Raw genomic sequence first — 19,262 nt, 5'->3', positions numbered from 1 at the left:
CCGCGCGCTGCCGACCAGATGCGGCATAATCCGGATCACGGCATTATGACATTTATGCCGATATCGGCATAAGACCCACTGGACTGGCCACCGCGCCCGGCTGGACCGCGACCAGACCGGCCGCTTCGGGTCCAAACCCTATGCCCGCGAAGAATTATGCGCCGAGATTTCAGCCGCGTTCATCTGCGCGGCCTTGGGCATCGCGCCGACCGTTCGCCATTCCGATTATGTCGGCTCATGGCTCGAAGTCATGCGCGAGGATAACCGCGCGATCTTCCGTGCAGCGGGCCAGGCCAGCAAGGCCGCAGATTATATCCTCGCTTATGGCGAAGACCAAAACGGGAGGCAGGCGGCATGATCCTGCTTCCTCCCGACATCCGCGCGAAGCTGCTGGCGAACGGGGCCGAATGTGGTCCCGACCATGCGCCGCTCTTGAAGCTGTTCAATCCCATCGGCGCGGCGACATGGCTTGCATCGGAACTCTATGAGGACGGCGACACTCTGTTCGGGCTGGCCGACCTTGGTTTCGGATGCCCGGAAATGGGCACCTTCAGCCTCACCGAAATCGTATCGGTCCGGCTTCCCTATGGCCTGCGGATCGAGCGTGACCTGTATTTTCGCGCCCGCTTCGGCCTCACCGTCTATGCCGATGCCGCGCGTATCGTAAGCCGCGTCACTGAGGACGAGCGGCTACCGGCGACGGCGGCGCGCGCGCGTGAATTGAACCGAAACACCGAGATTCCGCCCGACCCGGACGGATGAGCCCGCGCGGACTCTTCTCCGCGTTTGTCCGGCTCCGTCCGCCGCAATTCCCATAACAGTGAACGGAGCCGGTCCACCCCAAGAAGGAGTGAAGACCCATGCAACTCGCAAATATCGAACTTGGCAAGCTGTTCGTCAGCAAGACCAATATGCGCCATGCCGACAAGGCTCCGGACGTTTCCGACATTCTCCCCACCGTGAAGGCGCGCGGCGTCATCGTACCGCTGATCGTGCGTCCCGGCGAGGACGAGGGCAAGCCTGATATGTTCGGCATCATCGCAGGCGCGCGCCGGTTCCATGCCGCCAGTCTCGCCGCGCAGGAAAACGGCGAAGCGGACGCCTTGCCATGCGCGATCATGGAGCCGGGCGACGATGCCGCCGCGCTGGAAGCCTCGCTGATCGAAAATATCGGCAGGCTCGATCCCGACGAAGTCACCCAATGGGACACCTTCACCCGCCTCGTGCAGAAGGAAGGCCGGACGCCCGAACAGATCGGGCAGACCTTCGGCCTCACCGACCTCTACGTCCGCCGCATCCTTGCGCTCGGCAATCTGCTGCCCCGTATCCGCAACCTCTATCGTGATGGCGAGATCAATGTTGCGAGCGTCCGCCATCTGACCCTTGCGACCAAGGCGCAGCAGAAGGAATGGCTAGCCCTGTTCGACAGCCCGGACGAATATGTCCCCACCGGCCAGCAACTCAAATCATGGCTGTTCGGCGGCGCATCCATTTCCACCAGACACGCGATCTTTCCGCTCGACGGATATAAGAGCAAGATCGTCGCGGACCTGTTCGGCGAGGACGGCATTTTCGCCGATGCCGATCAGTTCTGGCGCGCACAGAATGAAGCCATCGCCGTCAGGCGCGACGAGCTTCTCTCCGATGACTGGGCCGATGTCGAAATCATGGAACCGGGGCGCTATTTCCATGCGTGGGAATATGAACGGACGCCCAAGACCAAGGGCGGCAAGGTGTTCATCAGCATCACCCATGGCGGCGAAGTCGAAATCCACGAGGGCTACTTGTCGGGCAAAGAGGCGAAGAAGGCCCGCGCGCAGGAAGCCAGATCGGGTCAGACCGAGGCCGACAAACAGGCAGCGCGCGACCAGCGCAGCGAGACGACGAGCAGCTTGCAGACCTATATCGACCTCCACCGCCATGCCGCCGCCCGCGCCGTGCTGACCGATCATCCCGGCGCGGCGCTGCGCCTGATGGTCGCCCATGCCATCACCGGATCGCCGCTCTGGACCATAAAGACCGAGAAGTCCTATTGCCGCAATGAGGCGACCGCCGAGAGCGTTGAAACCAGCACGGCGGAAGCTTTATTCGATGCCAGACGCCGCGCGGCTCTGGCGCTGCTGGACTTCTCACACGACGAACCGACCGTCACGGGCGGGAATGGCAGGAGCGAAGGAACCGCCGCGATCTTCGCCCGGCTGCTCGCCCTTGGCGACGGCGATGTGCTCGCCATTCTTGCCGTGGTCATGGGCGAGACGATGGAAGCAGGCAGCGCCGTGGTCGAGGCCGTGGGCAGCTATCTCAAGGTCGATATGGGCGCGCTATGGACTCCCGACGATGCGCTGTTCGATCTTGTCCGTGACCGGCAGATGGCGAATGCCATGCTACGCGAAGTGGCGGGCAAAAAGGTTGCGGACGGCAATATCGCGGAGAAGGTGAAGACGCAGAAAGCCATTGTCCGCGACTGCCTGACCGGCAGCAATGACCGCAGGAAGGTCGAGGGCTGGGTTCCCCGCTGGCTGCGTTTCCCCGCCGCCAGCTATACTGCCCGGCCTTTCGCTTCGCTCGCCAAGTGGAAGCAGGTCGAGCCGCATATCAAGGGGCTGCCCGCGCCGCTTCCCGTCGAGATCGGGCCAGTCGATCCCTACGCCGTCGCAGCAGAGTGAATTAAGAAAGGGACGGCAACCGCCGTCCCTTTCATCATGTCTGGCCTGAAAAATCGCGCCGGTACACGCGGCTATGCCGCGCGCACCGGCGTATACAGCATCTCGAAAAAATCATCGGCCAGAGCGCGGGCGGTCGCCGGAGCGAGTCTCACAATCCTCCCAACGCAGGACGTTCCCCGGAAAGATGGATTACCTAAATCGTTGGCCGCTCTCTTCTGGAAACTGGCGATCATCCGATCTTCCAATGCCAGTCCTGCTTCATCGTGGAGATGTGCTTCCCTCTTCGGATCAAGCGTAATGTAATCCCAATCGAGCTGGGCCGACTTCCCCGTCACATAGACGAAGATGAGCGGAAATCCTCGCCTTCGACATTGCTGGTGCCACCGGCTGTTCGCCTCCCGATCCGCTCTTTTAGCGACACACCAGATCGGGTCGGGGACGGCATCACGGGCCACGCCTTCCACGCTCGCCACACAATCGGTTACTTTAAAATCACTTAGCCGCTCGGCCAGTTTCACATCGCTAGCCCGCCCGAGCGGCGGATATTTTTCGGGCGAGGCCTTCATATCGGCCAGCAGCGCGGCGTGGGTGCGATAGCCGAGCGCAGCGGCCAGCCCCTCGCTTATGTAGCTGGATTTGACGTACGGGAGCGCCACGCGCAGGCAGCTTTTGAGGTGATGAAGATTGGCAGGCGTCAGCAGAATCGCGGCCATGCGACCGTTCCTTTCATAGCTAGCCGTCAGTCGCCGATTACGTGACGGCCCGAAAGGGATCGGTGCGCGTCGATGGGTATTTCCGGTCCGTTTTGACCCGGCGACAGGTCCGGTCGGATCGACCGCCGCCGATGCTATCAGCATGGTGAGCGAGCGCAAGTGACAGGCGCAATTGCCCATGTCTACGGAGTGCGGATCGGCGATCCTGCGCTCATATGTCGACAGGCTTCGGGGAAGCGAAAGAGCGTTCTTGGGCAGAAAACCAGCCCCGTTTCGCCTCTCACACCGGGCGCGATCCCGGCTGCATGTCGGACCTATGGGCGGTCCTGGACGCCCGCAACCGGGAGCACGAACTATTTTCCCCGCCGTCGCTGCGCTTCCGGCTCCTCGCGGCCGCTACGCTCCAAAATAATCCGCGCACCCGGTCCTTCGCTTACGCTCCGGCCCTCTCGGGTGCGTGCGTCCCAGCCAGCCCATCGCGGTCCATGCATCGCCGGGGATCGGCTCCGGCGGACAGCAAAGGAGCTTATGTCATGTCCACTCTCGGTATCGTCTCGCGCAACCCTGAAACCAACGAAATGCGCGGGAGCATCGCGCTCCTCGGCCGCCGCAATCCGGTCGGCATCGAGATCGTTCCCAACCCCGCCAAGGCGAGCGAACGCCAGCCCGATTTCCGCATCTACAGCGGTGCGAACGAACTCGGCGCTGGCTGGATCAAGGTCAGTCGCGAGACCGGAAAGCCCTATATCTCGCTGCGCATCTTCCACCCGCAGATCGCGCAGTGGCCGATCTACGCCAATCTCGGCCGCGCTGCCGGACAGGACGATGACGACGTGCTTGCCGTGATCGTCAACGAAGCCGCCTGACCGGCTCGCAGGCCCCCGCGTCCTCTCCAGCGCGGGGGCTTTGCGTATCCAATTCCTGGATCGCCCGAATCCGGGGGTTGGCTGAACCGGGCCTGCCCGAGCGCACCCCGGCGCGTCCAAATGCTCTCCGGCATCCGAGGCGATGAACCCGTCGCTTCCATGCCCGAAAAAGGAGCATCAGACATGGACGACGACGATCCGAACGCCCGCGCTGCGCGGGCGCGAAAGGGCAGCCCGTTCCTCAACACCGCACAGGCCGCCTTCTATATCGGCCTCAACTGGCGGACGCTCGAACAGATGCGGTGGAAAGGGCTCGGCCCGCGCTTCCGCCGCCATGGCCGTTTCATCCGCTACCATATCGACGACCTCGACGAGTGGTCGCGCACCAACGGCCAAATACCCCCGGCGACGGGAGGCCGCGATGCGTAAACGGCTCCCGAAACCCACGCCCGCACCGCTGCTCGAATGGCATCCGCCACTCGCCCGCCAGCTTCGGGCGCGCCGCCGACCGGTCCTGATCGCAAGCAGCATCGGCTTGGCCCTGATCGGGCTTGCCACGACGCTCGACTTCGCCATCCGGCCAGCCCCGCGCCTGATCTGGAATGCGTCGGCGAGCGCCCCCATCGGGCTGTGGCGGGTTGATCCCTATGCCCGTTTCCGCGCTGGCGACATGGTGTTGGCGCACACGCCCGAAAGCGTCCGCTCGCTTGCCGCCGCGCGCCATTATCTGCCCGCCAATGTGCCGCTCCTGAAGCGGATCGCCGCGCGCGATGGCGATGATGTCTGCGCGCTCGGTTACGAGATTTTCGTCAACGGCGTGAAGGTCTCGGATCGCCGCACCGCCGACCGGCAGGGCCGCCCGCTGCCCTGGTGGAACGGATGCGAATTGCTCCGGGGCGGGCGCGTGCTCCTGCTGATGGATGCGCCGGACTCGTTCGATGGTCGCTATTTCGGGCCGATCGATGAGGACGCGCTGATCGGAAAGGCGGTGCCATTATGGCTGCGCTGATCCGCCCCTTCACGCCGCTGCTGCTGGCGCTCGCGATACCGTCCGCGACATTCGCGAATTCCACGCCAATGGTGGAACATACCTCCCCGGCCGTCGAACGCTGGCGTTCATTCATCGCCGAAGCTTCGCGCCGGTTCGGCGTGCCGCAGGCCTGGATCGCCGCCGTCATGCAGGCCGAAAGCCGTGGCCGGACACATCTCCATGGCCGTCCGATCACCTCCAGCGCCGGTGCGATGGGACTGATGCAGATCATGCCCGGCACATGGGAAAGCCTGCGCCGCCGGCACGGGCTTGGCCCCGATCCGCATGATCCGCGCGACAATATCCTGGCGGGCACGGCTTACCTGGGTGCCATGTATGATCGCTTCGGATATCCCGGTCTGTTCGCCGCCTATAATGCCGGTCCTGGACGTTACGCCGAGCATTTGCGCACAGGAAGGCCGCTTCCCGGCGAGACGCGCGCCTATATCTCCCAGCTCGCGCGAGAACCGGCCACGTCCACGATGCCGCCTGAGATCCTGTCGGGGAAGCGGCTCTTCTTCGCACTAGGAATGGTGAGCAAGTCGGACCCACCAGCCACCGAAGCGCCACCAGAAAACCCGCTGTTCGTGACGCTGGAACAGTCGCGGGAGGACCAGAAATGAGAGGCCCGGCGTTTGGGGAGAGGAGGATATCCGCTCGAGATTGCCCAGTATCCGGCATGGAACGGGCCGCCTCAAGGACGACGCCGGACACGATTTTTCCCGGCTTGGCAAGGCCGGTTCCCTCCTCATTGATTGGGCGCCAGGCCGGAAAAAATCGCGCCCGGCATCGCCGCTCGCGCGGCCGCTTCGCGGTCCTTGACCCGGCCCGCTCCATACCGGGCGCAGCCTCCATCTTTCGAAGATCAGGAGGCGATGATGACCATTCAGCAGCATATCGACGAGCTTCAGGCGGAACTGTCATGGAACGACGATCCGGCCGAAATCCGACAGATCGAGACCGAATTGCAAGCTGCACTGGCAGAACTGGAACGGCAGCGACAGGAGGATTGACGGGGTTTGGGGAACGGCGTCGCCCGGCGTCGTTCCCGGCCTTTTCTATGATCGCGGCAAAGGCAGGAAGAGGAAGGACGGGAGCGTTTCCGAGGGGAGAAAGGGTAAGGCAAGATCAAAGAAATGGCACCATGCCCTTCGGGCACTCCGCCATAACTTATTGTCTGCACATCATTTTCTGGATGATCGCCGATGGCGCCATCCGGGAGGCTATGGCGCCACACCCCGTCAAAGCCCCCGGATTTCTGGGCTTTCCCATGGCGCCATCGACGGAAGCCGGAGGGATGCGCCATGTCCGATGACGACGAGATCGAACCACGTCTTGGCAAGCAGCGCAGCACCCCGATCCGGCGCGGGCGCAGCTATATGAGCCAGGTCTTGCAGGCCGCCAATCTCGCCGGCGGCATCAAGTCCGGCGGAGGAAGCCGGGGCCGGTTCCACGGCAACCGCTCGGGTGTCGGCGTGGGCGTCGGCCGCGTGCTCGCCTCGCGCGATCGTTTCGCCGCTTTCCGTCAGCGCCGCGTCATGGTGAAATCGCGCATCGTCCGGCTCGATCGGGCAAAGGGAATGAATGCCGCCCGCGCGCATCTGCGCTATATCCAGCGCGACGGCGTCACTCGTGAAGGCACGCCGGGCCAGCTCTACACCGCCGAACAGGAAAAGGCGGATGGCCGCGCCTTCCTCGAACGCGCGGATGGCGACAAGCATCAGTTCCGCTTCATCGTCTCAGCCGAGGATGGTCAAAGCTACGGCGATCTCAAGTCGCTGACTCGCCGCATGATGACACAAATGGAGCAGGATCTGGGCACGAAGCTGGACTGGGTGGCGGTCGATCACTTCAACACCGGCCATCCCCATAGCCATATCGTCGTGCGTGGTAAGGACGAGCGGGGTCGCGATCTTGTCATCGGTCGCGAATATTTGACAGGCGGCATCCGCGAACGCGCCGCTGAACTGGTCTCGCTCGATCTGGGGCCGCGCACCGATATGGAAATCAGCGACCGGCTGCATCGCGAGATGGAGCAGGAACGGTTGACGAGCATCGACCGGCGTCTGCTGCGCGACATGGATCGAGAGCGGATCGTAGAAGCTGTCGACCGCGATCCTGTCCAGCAATCATTGCGCGCCGGGCGATTGCAAAAGCTTGGCCGGCTGGGTCTTGCGGGCGAGATCGCACCGGGTCGCTGGCGGCTCGCCGAAGGTACGGACGATGTGCTGCGCCGGATGGGCGAGCGCGGCGACATCATTCGCACCATGCAGCGGGCCTTCACCGACCATGGGCTGGAGCGCGTGGCAGCCGACTATGCGATCGCCGATCCCGCGACCATGATACCAATCGTCGGGCAGGTGGTCGAGCGAGGCCTGTCCGACGAGATCAACGACCGCCATTATCTGATCGTCGATGCGACCGATGGGCGCAGCCATTATGTCGATATCGGCAAGGGGGATGCGACCGATCCTATCCCGGCGGGTGCGCTGGTACGGATCGACCCGAAATCGACGGTCGCCCGCGCCGTGGATCGCACCGTGACCGAGATCGCCTCCGCCCATGGCGGGCACTACAGCATCGACATCCACCTGAGCCACGATCCCAATGCGACGCAGACCTTTGCCGAAACCCATGTCCGGCGGCTGGAGGCAATGCGCAGGGGCCTGGCCAGAGAGGGAAGCGGGGTCGAGCGCGAGGCGGATGGCACATGGATCATTGCACCCGATCATATCGAGCGCGCTGCCGCGTTCGAGGCCCAGCGGGCGAAGACTGCACCGGTAATCGTCGATACACTCTCCGCGCTCCCGCTCGACCGGCAGGTGTTCAGTGACGGCGCGACCTGGCTCGATCGCCAGCTTGTCGGCGCGGAAGTGGAACCCCCGCGCGATGCCGGCTTCGGCAGGGAAGTGAGGGAGGCGCTCGACCGGCGGCGCCAATGGCTGATAGCGCAAGGACTGGCACGGGAAGAACAGGGGCGCACCGTTATCCGCACGAACCTGCTTGCCACCCTGCGGCGGCGAGAACTTGCCCGCGTTGCCGGGCAGCTCTCCAGCGAACTCGGGCTGGGCTATGCCGAAGCCCGAAACGGCGAGCGCATCGAGGGCCTATATCGCCGGCCGGTCGAACTCGCGTCGGGCCGCTACGCGCTGATCGAAAAGAGCCGCGAATTTACCCTCGTGCCGTGGCGGCCGGTGCTCGAACGCCATATCGGCAAAGAGGTATCCGGCATTGTGCGTGGCGATGCCATTAACTGGACCATCGGTCGCCAGCGTGGTGGGCCATCGATTTCATAAGGGGCAATGACTGGCGTTGCGGACGATCCGGAACGGCAGCTCATAGGAAGGTAAATCGGGATAGCGGACGTTTTTCGCCGCAAGTTCGGGAGTCAGCTTCGCGCCCTCTTATCAGACGTCCAAGGGCCCCTCGACTCTGCCCCAAAGCGGACATCCAATTCGCTGCTCTACACCATCTTCCGGTTTCGCCCTTGTGGCACTCGACGAGCCGAAGATTTCAAATTCATGAGCGAACAAGCGTTGCGCCTGGCGCGTTCGCGACGGGCATCTTGATACCCCATGGGTAGGTCGCTGGCGATCCATTCTCATATTGATAGACGGTGAGTGCCGGCAGATTGCGCTTGTCGTAGCTGCGGCCGAAGCTGATCACCACGCTGGTCGGCGCAACAAGCACAAGGTGAACTTGCCGGACATTAGTCGCACAAAGCTGGCGCGCCAAGTCGAAGAATTGCTGCGCCCATGCCGCCTGTTTCGCCGCTGACCAATGATGATCGATTGTCGGAGCAGGTAGCCCTAGCCGAATGACCGGCAGGCCTGGGAAGCGATGTGCGATAGCAACCCGATCCTCCGGGTAAGACACCGAGACCGCGACCACAACTTCGCTGGCATCACCGACCGTCTCGAGCCCGGTCAGCACCAATCGCTCGCCGTCGTCTGGTTCGTCGAGACCGCGCCAGCATTCTTGGGCCCGATCCCAGTCCAGCAGGGTCACACGGCCCTCATCATCTAGAAGAACCCCCATCAGAAAGGCGAACGGCACCGCGGCCATGCCGCCGGCAACGACCGTGAGGTCGCGACGGTCCCGGCCTGTCGAGTTCTGATGGATCATGTGCGGTAGGCTCTCGAGCCTGGCCAACGCCTGCTCGGGCGAAAGCAAAACGCCGTCCGCACCCTGCCGGATATCGAGTAGGAGTGAGACGCGCCGGTCCATAATCCCCGTGGGGACCGCGGAGATGAGCGGTTGTCCACTCATGTCCCGTAGCCCTCGCAGCTCGATCGCCAGCACTTGCTTGCGGCTCTCGCGTCGCAGATCGACAATCAGCCATAGTGCTCCACCGATAATCATTAGGGAGGCGAGCGTGAGGACAAGCGCCAAAACAAAGGCCGGTATGCCGGCACCGGAATCGAAGGACACATCAATCCGGCCGTTCTCGGTCGGGATGCCAACCGTCAGCGCGAACCCGGCAAAGGTCGCGAGGATCAGCGTCACGCCCCATTTGATGAGCCGCATGCCCGGCAGCGGGCGCAGGAAGATGAAATCGATCCAGGAGCGAATGAAATAGTCGAAATGCTTTTTCACGTCTGGTTCCCCTTCGCGCCGTCGATGATCTCGATCGGCTCCGGTGGCGCGCCGCGCTGGAACAGCGTCGCCGACAACAACAGCCGCCGCCACCAAGCCGTGCGCACGATCAGCAGCATGGCGATGTCCGCCGTCAGCACCGATGGCACAGATTTGAGGTTGTGATTTAAGGAGGATCTGGGCTTCGTCGTAGTGACGAAGGAACGAAGATGAAGCCCAGATCCTCCAATGTAAAATCGCCCGCCAAGGCCCCAGCAGAGCGGGTAGTGAAGGACATCCGCCGACAGACCCGGCGCCACTTTTCGGCCGAGGACAAGATCCGCATCGTGCTGGATGGCCTGCGCGGGGAAGACAGCATCGCCGAGCTATGCCGCAAGGAAGGCATTGCCCAGAGCCTGTATTACACCTGGTCGAAGGAGTTCATGGAAGCTGGCAAGCGCCGCCTGGCCGGCGACACCGCCCGTGCCGCGACCACCGGAGAGGTCCAGGACCTGCGCCGCGAAGCCCGGGCCCTGAAGGAATGCGTGGCCGATCTGACACTGGAAAACCGTCTGCTCAAAAAAAGCATGGTCGCGGATGGGGGCAACGACGAATGAGGTATCCCGCATCCGAGAAGCTCGAGATCATCAGAACCGTCGAGCAGTCGCACCTGTCGGCCAAGCGCACGCTGGACCAACTCGGCATCCCTCGTCGGACATTCTACCGCTGGTATGATCGCTACCTCGAAGGCGGGCCGGAGGCGTTGGAAGATCGGCCATCGGCGCCGAGCCGGGTGTGGAACCGCATCCCGGCGGGCATCCACGACCAGATCATCGAGCTGGCGCTGGAACAGTCTGAGCTGAGCCCCCGGGAACTGGCCGTGCGCTTCACCGATGGGCAGCGCTACTTCGTGTCGGAATCCACGGTTTACCGCCTGTTGAAGGCCCACGACCTGATCACCAGCCCGGCCTATGTCGTGATCAAGGCTGCCGATCAGTTCCACACGAAAACCACGCGGCCGAACGAGATGTGGCAGACCGACTTCACCTACTTCAAGATCATCGGGTGGGGCTGGATGTATCTGTCGACCGTGCTCGACGACTTCTCACGCTACATCATCGCCTGGAAGCTGTGCACCAACATGCGAGCCGAGGACGTCACCGACACGCTGGACCTCGCCCTGGCGGCTTCTGGTTGCGACAGCGCCACGGTGCTGCACAAACCCCGGCTACTCAGCGATAATGGCCCCAGCTACATCGCGGGTGAGCTGGCGGAATACATCGAGGCCCGGAAGATGAGCCATGTCCGCGGCGCCCCGTGTCATCCCCAAACCCAGGGCAAGATCGAGCGCTGGCACCAGACCCTGAAAAACCGCATCTTGCTGGAAAACTACTTCCTGCCCGGCGACCTCGAAGCCCACATCGAGGCCTTCGTCGAGCACTACAATCACCAGCGATACCACGAGAGCCTGGCCAACGTGACGCCTGCCGACGCCTACTTCGGCAGGGCTCCGGCAATCATCAAACTGCGCGAAAGGATCAAGCGACAGACCATCGAACATCGGCGCTTGCAGCACCGCAAGTTCGCCGCCTAACATCAACCCCCTGACGAGGTCCGCACTCCGCTAATCTACGCCGCGAGTTGTGCCGAATGTTCTGACGACGGACAGTGAAAGACTGCCTGATGCGGCCGTTGCCATCGTACTTGGTAATAAAAAGCTAAATCCCAAGCGCTTCCAGTGGCAGGCGTGGCAGACCGGTACATCCAGCGGCGAAGTTGTGGCGAACCTTTTTGCCTGAACCTGTAATCGCCCGATGCATGCCTGCCGGATGCCATTGGGCAGTTACTTTGCGCGCTAGCTCACGATCATGCTTCGCGTGAACGCCGCTGGAAGGACCGGCCCCGTCGTTCGGTTGCCCTCAGTCTTTTCTCAGTTCAAAAACAGCGTGTCATGCGAAATGTAGGGTTACCGGCCTGCCTCAATGAGCAGGCCGGTCCTTAAATTATATCTTCGTTAGAACCAGGATCGGATTCCGATCAGCAGCTTCCAGCCTCCGGCCTTCTCGTCCCGGGCACGCCGGAAATCCGCCGTATCGCCAAAGGCGCGTTCGTACTTCACGCCGACATAGGGTGCGAACTCGGGCACGAACTGATAGCGCAGGCGTAATCCCAGTTCGGCGGTGGACAGCCCTGAGCCGATGCCTAGCTCAGGAATATCCTGCGCGGAGAAGTTCAATTCGGCCGCGGGCTGGAGGATCAGCTTCTGGGTCAGGCGCTGATCATATTCCGCTTCGAACCGCCAGGTGACGTCACCCTTGTCCGAGAGGAACAGGGCTCCGTCGACTTCGAACCAATAGGGGGCAAGGCCCTGCACACCCAGAACGGCATAGCTGCGATCCCGGCCGGCGCGAAAATCGTGACGAACGCCGGCCTGGAGGTTCCACCACGGGTCGAGCGCACGGCTCCAGAGCGCCTGCACCTCGACGCTCTCCAAACGTTCGCCGAAGCTGCTCTCGCCCTCGGTCTTGACCCACAGCCTGTTGATGTCGCCGCCGTACCAGCCCTGGACGTTCCACGCATAACCGTCCTTGCCCTTACCGATCATCGTTTCGAGCTGATCGATCAGGATCATGCTGCTTTTGATATCGCCATGTTCCTTGCGGACGGTTTCGCGGGCCGGAGCCATTGCCGGAGTGCCGAAAATAGCGTCGGCGGCATAAGCGGGGCCACCCAATGCCGCCGCCGAGGGCGGCCCGATCGGCGGATCGGGAATGCCGGGTTCATGCCCTGCATGCGCATGGTGCGCGTCCGTTGCCGGGGCCGAAGGCATCTGGTGGCCAGCGTGCGGATCTGTCGGCTCGGAAGGCTTCGGCAGCATGTCGTGCCCGGCATGAGGATCGGCTGATTGTTCATCCGCCGGATGCTGCGCGTGCGGATCGGTCGTCGCCTGCTGCATGGCGACGCCATGATCCTGCTGCGCCAGGACAGGCGTTGCGATCGTGACGAGGAGTACGCCCAGGAGAGATTTCATGCTGCTTCTCCCTCAAGCGGGCGGACGGTGACGACACGAAACATCCCCGCGTGCATGTGGAGTAGCAAATGGCAGTGAAACGCCCAGTCGCCTGGTGCATCGGCGGTCAGGTCGAAGCTGACCTTGCCGCCGGGCAGCACATTGACGGTGTGCTTGCGCGGATAGCTGCCGGTATGGCCGTTCACCACCTCGAAGAAATGGCCGTGCAGATGGATCGGGTGGGTCATCATCGTATCGTTGATGAGGACGACCCGTGCGCGTTCGTTGCGTTCGAAGCGGATCGGCTCGACGCCCTCGCTGAATTTCTCACCATCGAACGACCACATGAAGCGCTCCATGTTGCCGGTGAGATGAACCTCGATCGTGCGTTGCGGCGGGCGCGTGTCAGGGTTGGGAGTGAGCGACATGAGGTCACGGTAGGTCAGTACCTTGTGGCCGACGTCTTCCAGCCCGACGCCCGGATCGCCGGTTCGATCGACCGGCGACATGGCGATGGCTTCCACGCCGACGCCGACCTTGACGCTGTCGGGGACCAGGGATTTGTCACGCATGTTCATGCTACCCATCGAATGGGAACTACCATGATCTGCCGCCGCTGCGCTGGCCCCGGCGGCCATAGCACCATGATCCATTCCGGCCATGGCACCATGGTCCATTCCAGCCATTGAACCATGTTCCATGCCGCCCATGCCCATATCCGTCATGGTGAGCGTCGGACGTGGGCGAAGTGGTGGAACGGGCGCAATCATGCCCAGGCGTGGTGCGAGCGTGGCGCGCGCCATGCCGGAACGGTCGATCGATTCCGCCACCACCGTGAACGCCTTGTCCTCGGTCGGTTCGATGATGACGTCATAGGTCTCGGCATTTCCGATCTGGAACTCGTCCACCGCGACGGGTCGGACATTCAGCCCGTCAGCGCTGACCACGGTCATTGGCAGGCCCGGAATGCGGAGGTTGAAGATTGTCATAGTAGCGGCGTTGATGATGCGCAGGCGCACCCGCTCACCGGGGCGGAACAGGCCGGTCCAGTTTTCCGCCGGTCCATGACCATTGACGAGATAGGTATAGGTGGCGGCCGTCACGTCCGCGATGTCGGTGGGGTCCATCCGCATCTTCCCCCACATAGCGCGGTCCGACGCGGACATGCCTTCTTCCGGCCCGCCCTTCATCATGCCGAATAATGTCTGCCGCTGGCGGTTGAAGTAACCGCCTTCCCCCTTGAGCTTGGTGACGAGCTGGTGCGGATGCAGGAAGGTCCAGTCGCTGAGAACGATCACGTGTTCGCGATCATAGGCGACCGGATCGGATTCCGCCGGATCGATCACGATCGGGCCGTAATGGCCCTGCTGCTCCTGGAGGCCCGAGTGGCTGTGGTACCAATAGGTGCCGCTTTGCAGCAACGGAAACTCATACACGAAGGTGGAGTGCGGCTTGATTCCCGGAAAGCTGACGCCGGGCACGCCATCCATCTGGAACGGAACGATCAGCCCGTGCCAGTGGATTGAGCTGTCCTCGTTGAGCGTGTTCTCAACATGAAGGCGAACATTCTGACCTTCGCGCAGCCGGATTAATGGCGCCGGGAGCACGCCATTCATCGTAACGGCATGGCCGGTTCGTCCGCCAACAGTGAAAGGGGTATTGGCGATCTTGAGGTGGATATCTTCGCCCGAAAGCGTAGGCATCTGCGGGGCAAGCCCCAGCGAGCCGGTCTGCGCCCAGGCTGGGAACAGGCCGGAAAAGCCCAGTCCAGCGGCACCGACCGCGCCGGCACGCAGTAGGGATCGTCGATCGATCGTCTGTGTCATGATTTTGTCCTCGGCTCCATCGGGGAGCCCTTTATGTGCTGAATGAACCGGGAAGCGAGAAAGTCACCTCCCGGTTCGCGTCCGATCAATGCTGGCTCGTGCCATGTCCGGCATGCGGATCGGCGGCAGGCGCCTCCGAAGGGGGCATCGCCTTGCCTTCGGTTTTCATTTTCTCGCAGCAGTCGCTGGACATATTGTGGCCTTCATGCCTGTCATGGCCGGTCTTTCCGGCCTGATTGGTGTGTTGGCCATGCACATCGGCCGGTGCAGTACTTTGGGCGAAGGCGGGCGTGGCGATCATCATCGTGATCGCAGCAAGTATCAACTTCATAGCTAAATCTCCGAAAGAAGGTGGGTGAACCTCAATTCTTCGGAGTCATACGCGGAGGCGGCGTTTCTCCCTTAAGCGTGATCGCGGCGAGATGTTGCTGGCTCGCAACAGGATGTGGCGTCTTTGTTGGCTGATCGCGCTGCTCGATCAAGGGAGCGATTGCCGGGAACGCCGCGCAGGCAACAGCGCAGTGCATGCCGGGTTCGGGTGATTTACGATCGGACGGAGAATCGCTGCCGGCACAATGTCCTGCCATCGAAGCCATTTGCATCGCACCCTGGTGCGACGTAGCCGCTATATTGCCGTTCGCCATGGACACAGACGAGACGAGCATTGAAAGCGCGATCAGGAGTGACGAAAGCAACTTCATCATAATCCTGTTGGGTGCCTGGGCCTTGGGTGACAACGATTCGAATCCTTTTCGAACTCTCCATGCACCTTGACATTATGACAAGGTCAAGGCGCTTATTGACTCTGACATAGTGTCAATCTTCATATTGCCATGCGATAGAAGGAGACAGGTGCATGGCCGAGTCGAAACATAGCGCACATTCCGGGGACCACAGTTGTTGTGGTGGCCATGACAAGCATTCCGCCGGGCCGGTCGTCGATCCGGTTTGCGGCATGACGGTCGATCCGGAACAAACCGCGTATCACGCGACCTATGCGGGCCACGACTATCATTTTTGCAGCGCCGGCTGCCGCGCGAAATTCGTCGGTGATCCGGAAGCCTATCTGAATAAGTCCGCCGCCGAACCCGTTGCTGCGCCGGAGGGCACGATCTGGACCTGTCCGATGCACCCCGAAATCCGACAGGACCACCCCGGCGCCTGCCCGATCTGCGGCATGGGGCTTGAGCCGGAAATGGTCACTGCCGACACCGGGCCGAGCGCCGAACTGACCGACATGTCGCGGCGTTTCTGGATTGGACTCGCGCTGGCGATCCCGGTTTTCATCCTTGAAATGGGCGGGCATCTGTTCCCGGCCCTGCATCATCTCGTGCCGATGAAGACCTCGATCTGGATTCAGTTCGCGCTGGCGACGCCGGTCGTGCTGTGGGCCGGCTGGCCCTTCTTCGAGCGCGGCTGGGCTTCGCTCAAAACGCGCAATCTCAACATGTTCACGCTGATTGCGATGGGGACCGGCGTTGCGTGGCTCTATAGCATCGTCGCCACGCTGGCGCCTGGCATCTTCCCCGATGCCTTCCGCGCCGCCGACGGGACGGTCGCAGTCTATTTCGAGGCCGCCGCCGTCATCACCGTGCTGGTGCTGCTGGGGCAGGTTCTGGAACTGCGCGCGCGCGAACGCACGTCAGGCGCGATCAAGGCATTGCTCAATCTCGCACCCAAAACCGCGCGGCGTATCGCCGAAGATGGCAGCGAAGCGGAAATCCCGCTGGAAGATGTCGTGGCAGGCGATCGGCTGCGGGTGCGGCCGGGTGAAAAGGTGCCGGTCGATGGCGTCGTCGAGGACGGGCGCTCGGCGCTCGATGAAGCGATGGTGACGGGCGAATCCATGCCCGTCACCAAAGCGGATGGCGACATGGTGATCGGCGGCACGATGAACCAGAGCGGCGCTCTGGTCATTCGCGCCGACAAGGTCGGGCGGGATACTATGCTGTCCCGCATCGTCCAGATGGTGGCCGAGGCGCAGCGCTCGCGCGCGCCGATCCAGCGCATGGCCGATCAGGTTTCCGGCTGGTTCGTGCCGGTAGTCATCGGGGTCGCTGTCCTTGCCTTCGTCATCTGGGGGACCTGGGGGCCAGAGCCGCGCTTTGCCCATGGGCTGATCGCGGCGGTATCGGTGCTGATCATCGCGTGCCCCTGCGCTCTGGGATTGGCGACGCCGATGTCGATCATGGTCGGTGTCGGGCGCGGTGCGGGGCTTGGCGTCCTCATCAAGAATGCCGAAGCGCTGGAGCATATGGAGAAGGTCGATACGCTGGTTGTCGACAAGACCGGCACCCTGACCGAAGGCAAGCCCGCCGTCACCCGCATCATCGCGGCGGATGGCTTCGAGGAAACCGGCCTCCTGCGGATCGCCGCCGGGGTCGAGCGCGCGTCGGAGCATCCGCTGGCACTGGCGATCGTTGACGCGGCGATGGGCCGGAACATCGAAATCCCGCTTGTGAGCGATTTCGATTCGCCCACCGGAAAGGGCGCGCTGGGCACGGTCGAGGGCAAGCGAGTCACGTTAGGCAATGCGCGCTTCCTGGCGGAATCGGGGATCGATACTGCGCCGCTTGCTGCCGAGGCCGATACGCTTCGCGGCGATGGCGCGACGGCGATCTTCATGGGACTGGATGCTCGGGCCGTGGGGATTTTCGCCATCGCCGATCCGATCAAGCCGACGACGGCGGAAGCGCTGGCCGCGCTGCGCGCCGACGGCATCAAGGTGGTGATGCTGACCGGCGACAACCGCACCACGGCTGAAGCGGTCGCTCGTCAACTCGGCATTGATGCTGTCGAGGCCGATGTCCTGCCCGACCAGAAGGCAGATGTCGTCGCGCGGCTGAAGCAGGATGGGCGCGTCGTCGCGATGGCGGGCGATGGGGTCAACGACGCACCAGCCCTTGCAGCGGCGGATGTCGGCATCGCCATGGGGCACGGCACGGATGTCGCCATGGAAAGCGCGGGCGTGACTCTGCTCAAGGGCGATCTCAACGGCATCGTCCGCGCCCGTCAGCTCAGCGAGGCGACGATGTCCAATATCCGCCAGAACCTGTTCTTCGCATTCGTCTACAATGCGGCGGGCGTGCCGATCGCGGCCGGATTGCTCTACCCGTTCTTCGGCATCCTGCTCTCGCCGATGATCGCAGCGGCGGCGATGGCCTTGTCGTCGGTGAGCGTCGTCGCCAACGCGCTGCGCCTCAACCGGGTGAAGCTGTGAATATCGGCGCGGCCTCGCACGCGAGTGGCGTCTCGCAGCGGATGATCCGCCATTATGAGAAGATCGGCCTGATCCCGGCACCACCGCGCCGGGACAGCGGCTATCGCGATTATGGCGATGCCGATGTCCTCCGCCTGCGCTTCATCGCAAATGCCCGCGATCTCGGCTTTCCGATCGAGGAGATCCGAGATCTCCTCGGGCTGTGGAGCAATTCTCAGCGCGCCAGCGCCGAGGTGAAGGCACTCGCCGTCGCTCGCGCCGAAGAACTCGGTCGCAAGGCCGATGTGCTTCAGGCCCTGCGCCGCACGCTGCTGGAATTGGCTGACCGTTGCCATGGCGACGACCGGCCCGACTGCCCGATCATCGAGCGTATGTCCGGCGACGCGGACGGTGCAATGGCGGAAGCCGAACTCTAACCGGTCATTCATGGGACAACGGATGAATGACCGGAAAGTCCCAGACGCCCGTATCCGGCTCTCTACCGAAAACGGGCGTCAGTGGGTTCAGATCTCGGTGTTTTCGGCAAGCGCAAGCGCATCCTCCACGTCGATCCCGAGATAGCGCACCGTATTTTCTATCTTGCTATGGCCGAGCAGGATTTGGACAGCCCGCAGATTGCCCGTCGCCCTGTAGATGATCGATGCCTTCGTTCGCCGAAGCGAGTGGGTGCCATACTCGCTTGGCATCAGCCCGACCCCTGTCACCCATTCGTCGACAAGCCGAGCGTACTGCCGTGTGCTCAGGTGCCCGTTATGATCAACCCGGCTCGGGAACACATAATCGTCCACCGTGCCGCCCCGGCGTTCGAGCCATGCCAGCAAGCTCGCCCGAGCATCTGGCAGCAGTTCGAACTGAACGGGCCGGCCTGTTTTCTGCTGCATTACGATTGCCCGCGTTCGGATCTGCCCTCCGCTGACAATGTCGCCGATCTTCATCTGCACAAGGTCGCAGCCCCGAAGCTTGCTGTCGATCGCCAGATCGAACAGCGCTCGATCTCGCAGGCGGCGGCGCTGATTGAGGTAGAAACGGATTTCCCAAATTTGCTTCGGTTTCAGAGCCCGCTTTGCACCCACAGTCCTTCCGGCATTCCAAACCGGGCGCTTGGTGGCGGTGAGTTCTGTTTCAGGCATCTCCATGATCGTTCTCCTACGGCCACATTGGCCATCTGCAGAACGCTTGCAGAAGAAGATTCGAAGGAGTGACTTTGGGGTTCGTGCCGACCAGTTCAAGCCGTTCGCCGATAGGTGGGTGAACAGCAGCTCCTGCTGGAAACGGCCATCCGCCAGATATTGAACGGACGGGTGGCAGCGCGCTCAATGTACGCCGTTCCGCGCGCAATTTGTTGATCCGGAAAGC

Annotated in this window: 19 protein-coding genes and 1 pseudogene; 12 read left to right on the top strand and 8 right to left on the bottom strand. The window is 62.7% G+C overall.

Features of this window, described 5'->3' with window-relative positions; translation table 11 throughout:
• Positions 1–73: 73 nt before the first annotated feature.
• From ATN00_RS22720 to ATN00_RS02090, 3 genes and pseudogenes are all read left to right on the top strand, one after another.
• Positions 74–358, top strand: a pseudogene (locus tag ATN00_RS22720) (zincin-like metallopeptidase domain-containing protein); the annotation flags it as partial.
• A complete protein-coding gene (locus ATN00_RS02095; protein ID WP_062061464.1) occupies positions 355–762 on the top strand; it encodes a DUF2958 domain-containing protein in 408 nt (135 codons plus the stop codon). The pseudogene ATN00_RS22720 and the gene ATN00_RS02095, both read left to right, overlap by 4 nt.
• A 98-nt stretch (positions 763–860) precedes the next feature.
• On the top strand, positions 861–2,666 hold the full coding sequence (locus ATN00_RS02090; RefSeq protein WP_062061461.1) for a ParB/RepB/Spo0J family partition protein: 1,806 nt from the start codon (positions 861–863) through the stop codon (positions 2,664–2,666).
• Positions 2,667–2,737: 71 nt separating this feature from the next.
• Here the strand turns inward: ATN00_RS02090 and ATN00_RS02085 are convergent, their stop codons facing one another.
• Positions 2,738–3,379, bottom strand: coding sequence for a hypothetical protein (locus ATN00_RS02085; RefSeq protein WP_062061458.1), 642 nt, complete (start codon positions 3,377–3,379; stop codon positions 2,738–2,740).
• A 533-nt stretch (positions 3,380–3,912) separates the two neighbouring features.
• Between ATN00_RS02085 and ATN00_RS02080 the strand changes: the two genes are divergently transcribed.
• From ATN00_RS02080 to rlxS, 6 genes are all read left to right on the top strand, one after another.
• On the top strand, positions 3,913–4,245 hold the full coding sequence (locus ATN00_RS02080; protein ID WP_062061455.1) for a DUF736 domain-containing protein: 333 nt from the start codon (positions 3,913–3,915) through the stop codon (positions 4,243–4,245).
• A 183-nt stretch (positions 4,246–4,428) separates the two neighbouring features.
• Positions 4,429–4,674 carry a helix-turn-helix domain-containing protein gene (locus tag ATN00_RS02075; RefSeq protein WP_062061452.1) on the top strand — a complete coding sequence of 82 codons (246 nt, stop codon included), beginning with the start codon at positions 4,429–4,431 and terminating at the stop codon, positions 4,672–4,674.
• Positions 4,667–5,254 (top strand): S26 family signal peptidase, encoded by a 588-nt coding sequence (locus ATN00_RS02070; RefSeq protein WP_062061449.1) that lies wholly within the window; start codon positions 4,667–4,669, stop codon positions 5,252–5,254. Before ATN00_RS02075 ends, ATN00_RS02070 begins: the two co-directional genes overlap by 8 nt.
• Positions 5,242–5,898 carry a lytic transglycosylase domain-containing protein gene (locus ATN00_RS02065; RefSeq protein WP_062061446.1) on the top strand — a complete coding sequence of 219 codons (657 nt, stop codon included), beginning with the start codon at positions 5,242–5,244 and terminating at the stop codon, positions 5,896–5,898. Before ATN00_RS02070 ends, ATN00_RS02065 begins: the two co-directional genes overlap by 13 nt.
• 252 nt (positions 5,899–6,150) lie before the next feature.
• Entirely contained in the window at positions 6,151–6,288 is a 138-nt protein-coding gene (locus ATN00_RS23300) for a hypothetical protein (protein ID WP_156415200.1), read from the top strand.
• 291 nt (positions 6,289–6,579) lie between these two features.
• Positions 6,580–8,571: a relaxase/mobilization nuclease RlxS gene (gene rlxS, locus ATN00_RS02055; protein ID WP_062061440.1), complete on the top strand. Its 1,992-nt coding sequence runs from the start codon at positions 6,580–6,582 to the stop codon at positions 8,569–8,571.
• A 223-nt stretch (positions 8,572–8,794) separates the two neighbouring features.
• Here the strand turns inward: rlxS and ATN00_RS02050 are convergent, their stop codons facing one another.
• Together ATN00_RS02050 and ATN00_RS24180 are read right to left on the bottom strand one after the other, a co-directional pair.
• Positions 8,795–9,871 (bottom strand): SAVED domain-containing protein, encoded by a 1,077-nt coding sequence (locus ATN00_RS02050; RefSeq protein ID WP_062061437.1) that lies wholly within the window; start codon positions 9,869–9,871, stop codon positions 8,795–8,797.
• Entirely contained in the window at positions 9,868–9,990 is a 123-nt protein-coding gene (locus ATN00_RS24180) for a hypothetical protein (protein ID WP_257720653.1), read from the bottom strand. Before ATN00_RS24180 ends, ATN00_RS02050 begins: the two co-directional genes overlap by 4 nt.
• A 90-nt stretch (positions 9,991–10,080) precedes the next feature.
• Between ATN00_RS24180 and ATN00_RS02040 the strand changes: the two genes are divergently transcribed.
• Positions 10,081–11,444 (top strand): IS3 family transposase gene (locus ATN00_RS02040; RefSeq protein ID WP_373886176.1). Its coding sequence is split into 2 segments (ribosomal slippage): positions 10,081–10,428 and positions 10,431–11,444, totalling 1,362 coding nucleotides; the frame shifts between segments, so codons are not numbered across the junction.
• A 420-nt stretch (positions 11,445–11,864) separates the two neighbouring features.
• Here the strand turns inward: ATN00_RS02040 and ATN00_RS02035 are convergent.
• The 4 genes from ATN00_RS02035 to ATN00_RS02020 form a co-directional block, all read right to left on the bottom strand.
• Complete coding sequence (locus ATN00_RS02035) at positions 11,865–12,881, bottom strand: copper resistance protein B (protein WP_062061434.1); 1,017 nt, start codon at positions 12,879–12,881, stop codon at positions 11,865–11,867.
• Positions 12,878–14,686 (bottom strand): copper resistance system multicopper oxidase, encoded by a 1,809-nt coding sequence (locus ATN00_RS02030; protein ID WP_062061431.1) that lies wholly within the window; start codon positions 14,684–14,686, stop codon positions 12,878–12,880. Before ATN00_RS02030 ends, ATN00_RS02035 begins: the two co-directional genes overlap by 4 nt.
• A gap of 85 nt (positions 14,687–14,771) precedes the next feature.
• On the bottom strand, positions 14,772–15,017 hold the full coding sequence (locus ATN00_RS02025; RefSeq protein ID WP_062061428.1) for a hypothetical protein: 246 nt from the start codon (positions 15,015–15,017) through the stop codon (positions 14,772–14,774).
• 31 nt (positions 15,018–15,048) lie between these two features.
• Positions 15,049–15,390, bottom strand: coding sequence for a hypothetical protein (locus tag ATN00_RS02020; protein ID WP_156415198.1), 342 nt, complete (start codon positions 15,388–15,390; stop codon positions 15,049–15,051).
• A gap of 152 nt (positions 15,391–15,542) precedes the next feature.
• On the opposite strand from ATN00_RS02020, the gene ATN00_RS02015 reads away from it, so the two are divergent.
• Positions 15,543–17,906 (top strand): heavy metal translocating P-type ATPase, encoded by a 2,364-nt coding sequence (locus tag ATN00_RS02015; RefSeq protein WP_062061422.1) that lies wholly within the window; start codon positions 15,543–15,545, stop codon positions 17,904–17,906.
• Positions 17,903–18,322: a Cu(I)-responsive transcriptional regulator gene (cueR, locus tag ATN00_RS02010; protein WP_062061419.1), complete on the top strand. Its 420-nt coding sequence runs from the start codon at positions 17,903–17,905 to the stop codon at positions 18,320–18,322. The genes ATN00_RS02015 and cueR overlap by 4 nt, the downstream gene beginning before the upstream one ends.
• An 87-nt stretch (positions 18,323–18,409) precedes the next feature.
• On the opposite strand, the gene ATN00_RS02005 is transcribed toward cueR, so the two are convergent.
• A complete protein-coding gene (locus ATN00_RS02005; protein WP_062061416.1) occupies positions 18,410–19,042 on the bottom strand; it encodes a tyrosine-type recombinase/integrase in 633 nt (210 codons plus the stop codon).
• Between the last annotated feature and the right edge of the window lie 220 nt (positions 19,043–19,262).

The organism is Sphingobium baderi (assembly GCF_001456115.1).
GTDB classification, from domain to species: Bacteria; Pseudomonadota; Alphaproteobacteria; order Sphingomonadales; family Sphingomonadaceae; genus Sphingobium; species Sphingobium baderi_A.
Note: the sequence above shows the minus strand (reverse complement) of the source record. Positions and strands in the feature narration are given on the sequence as shown.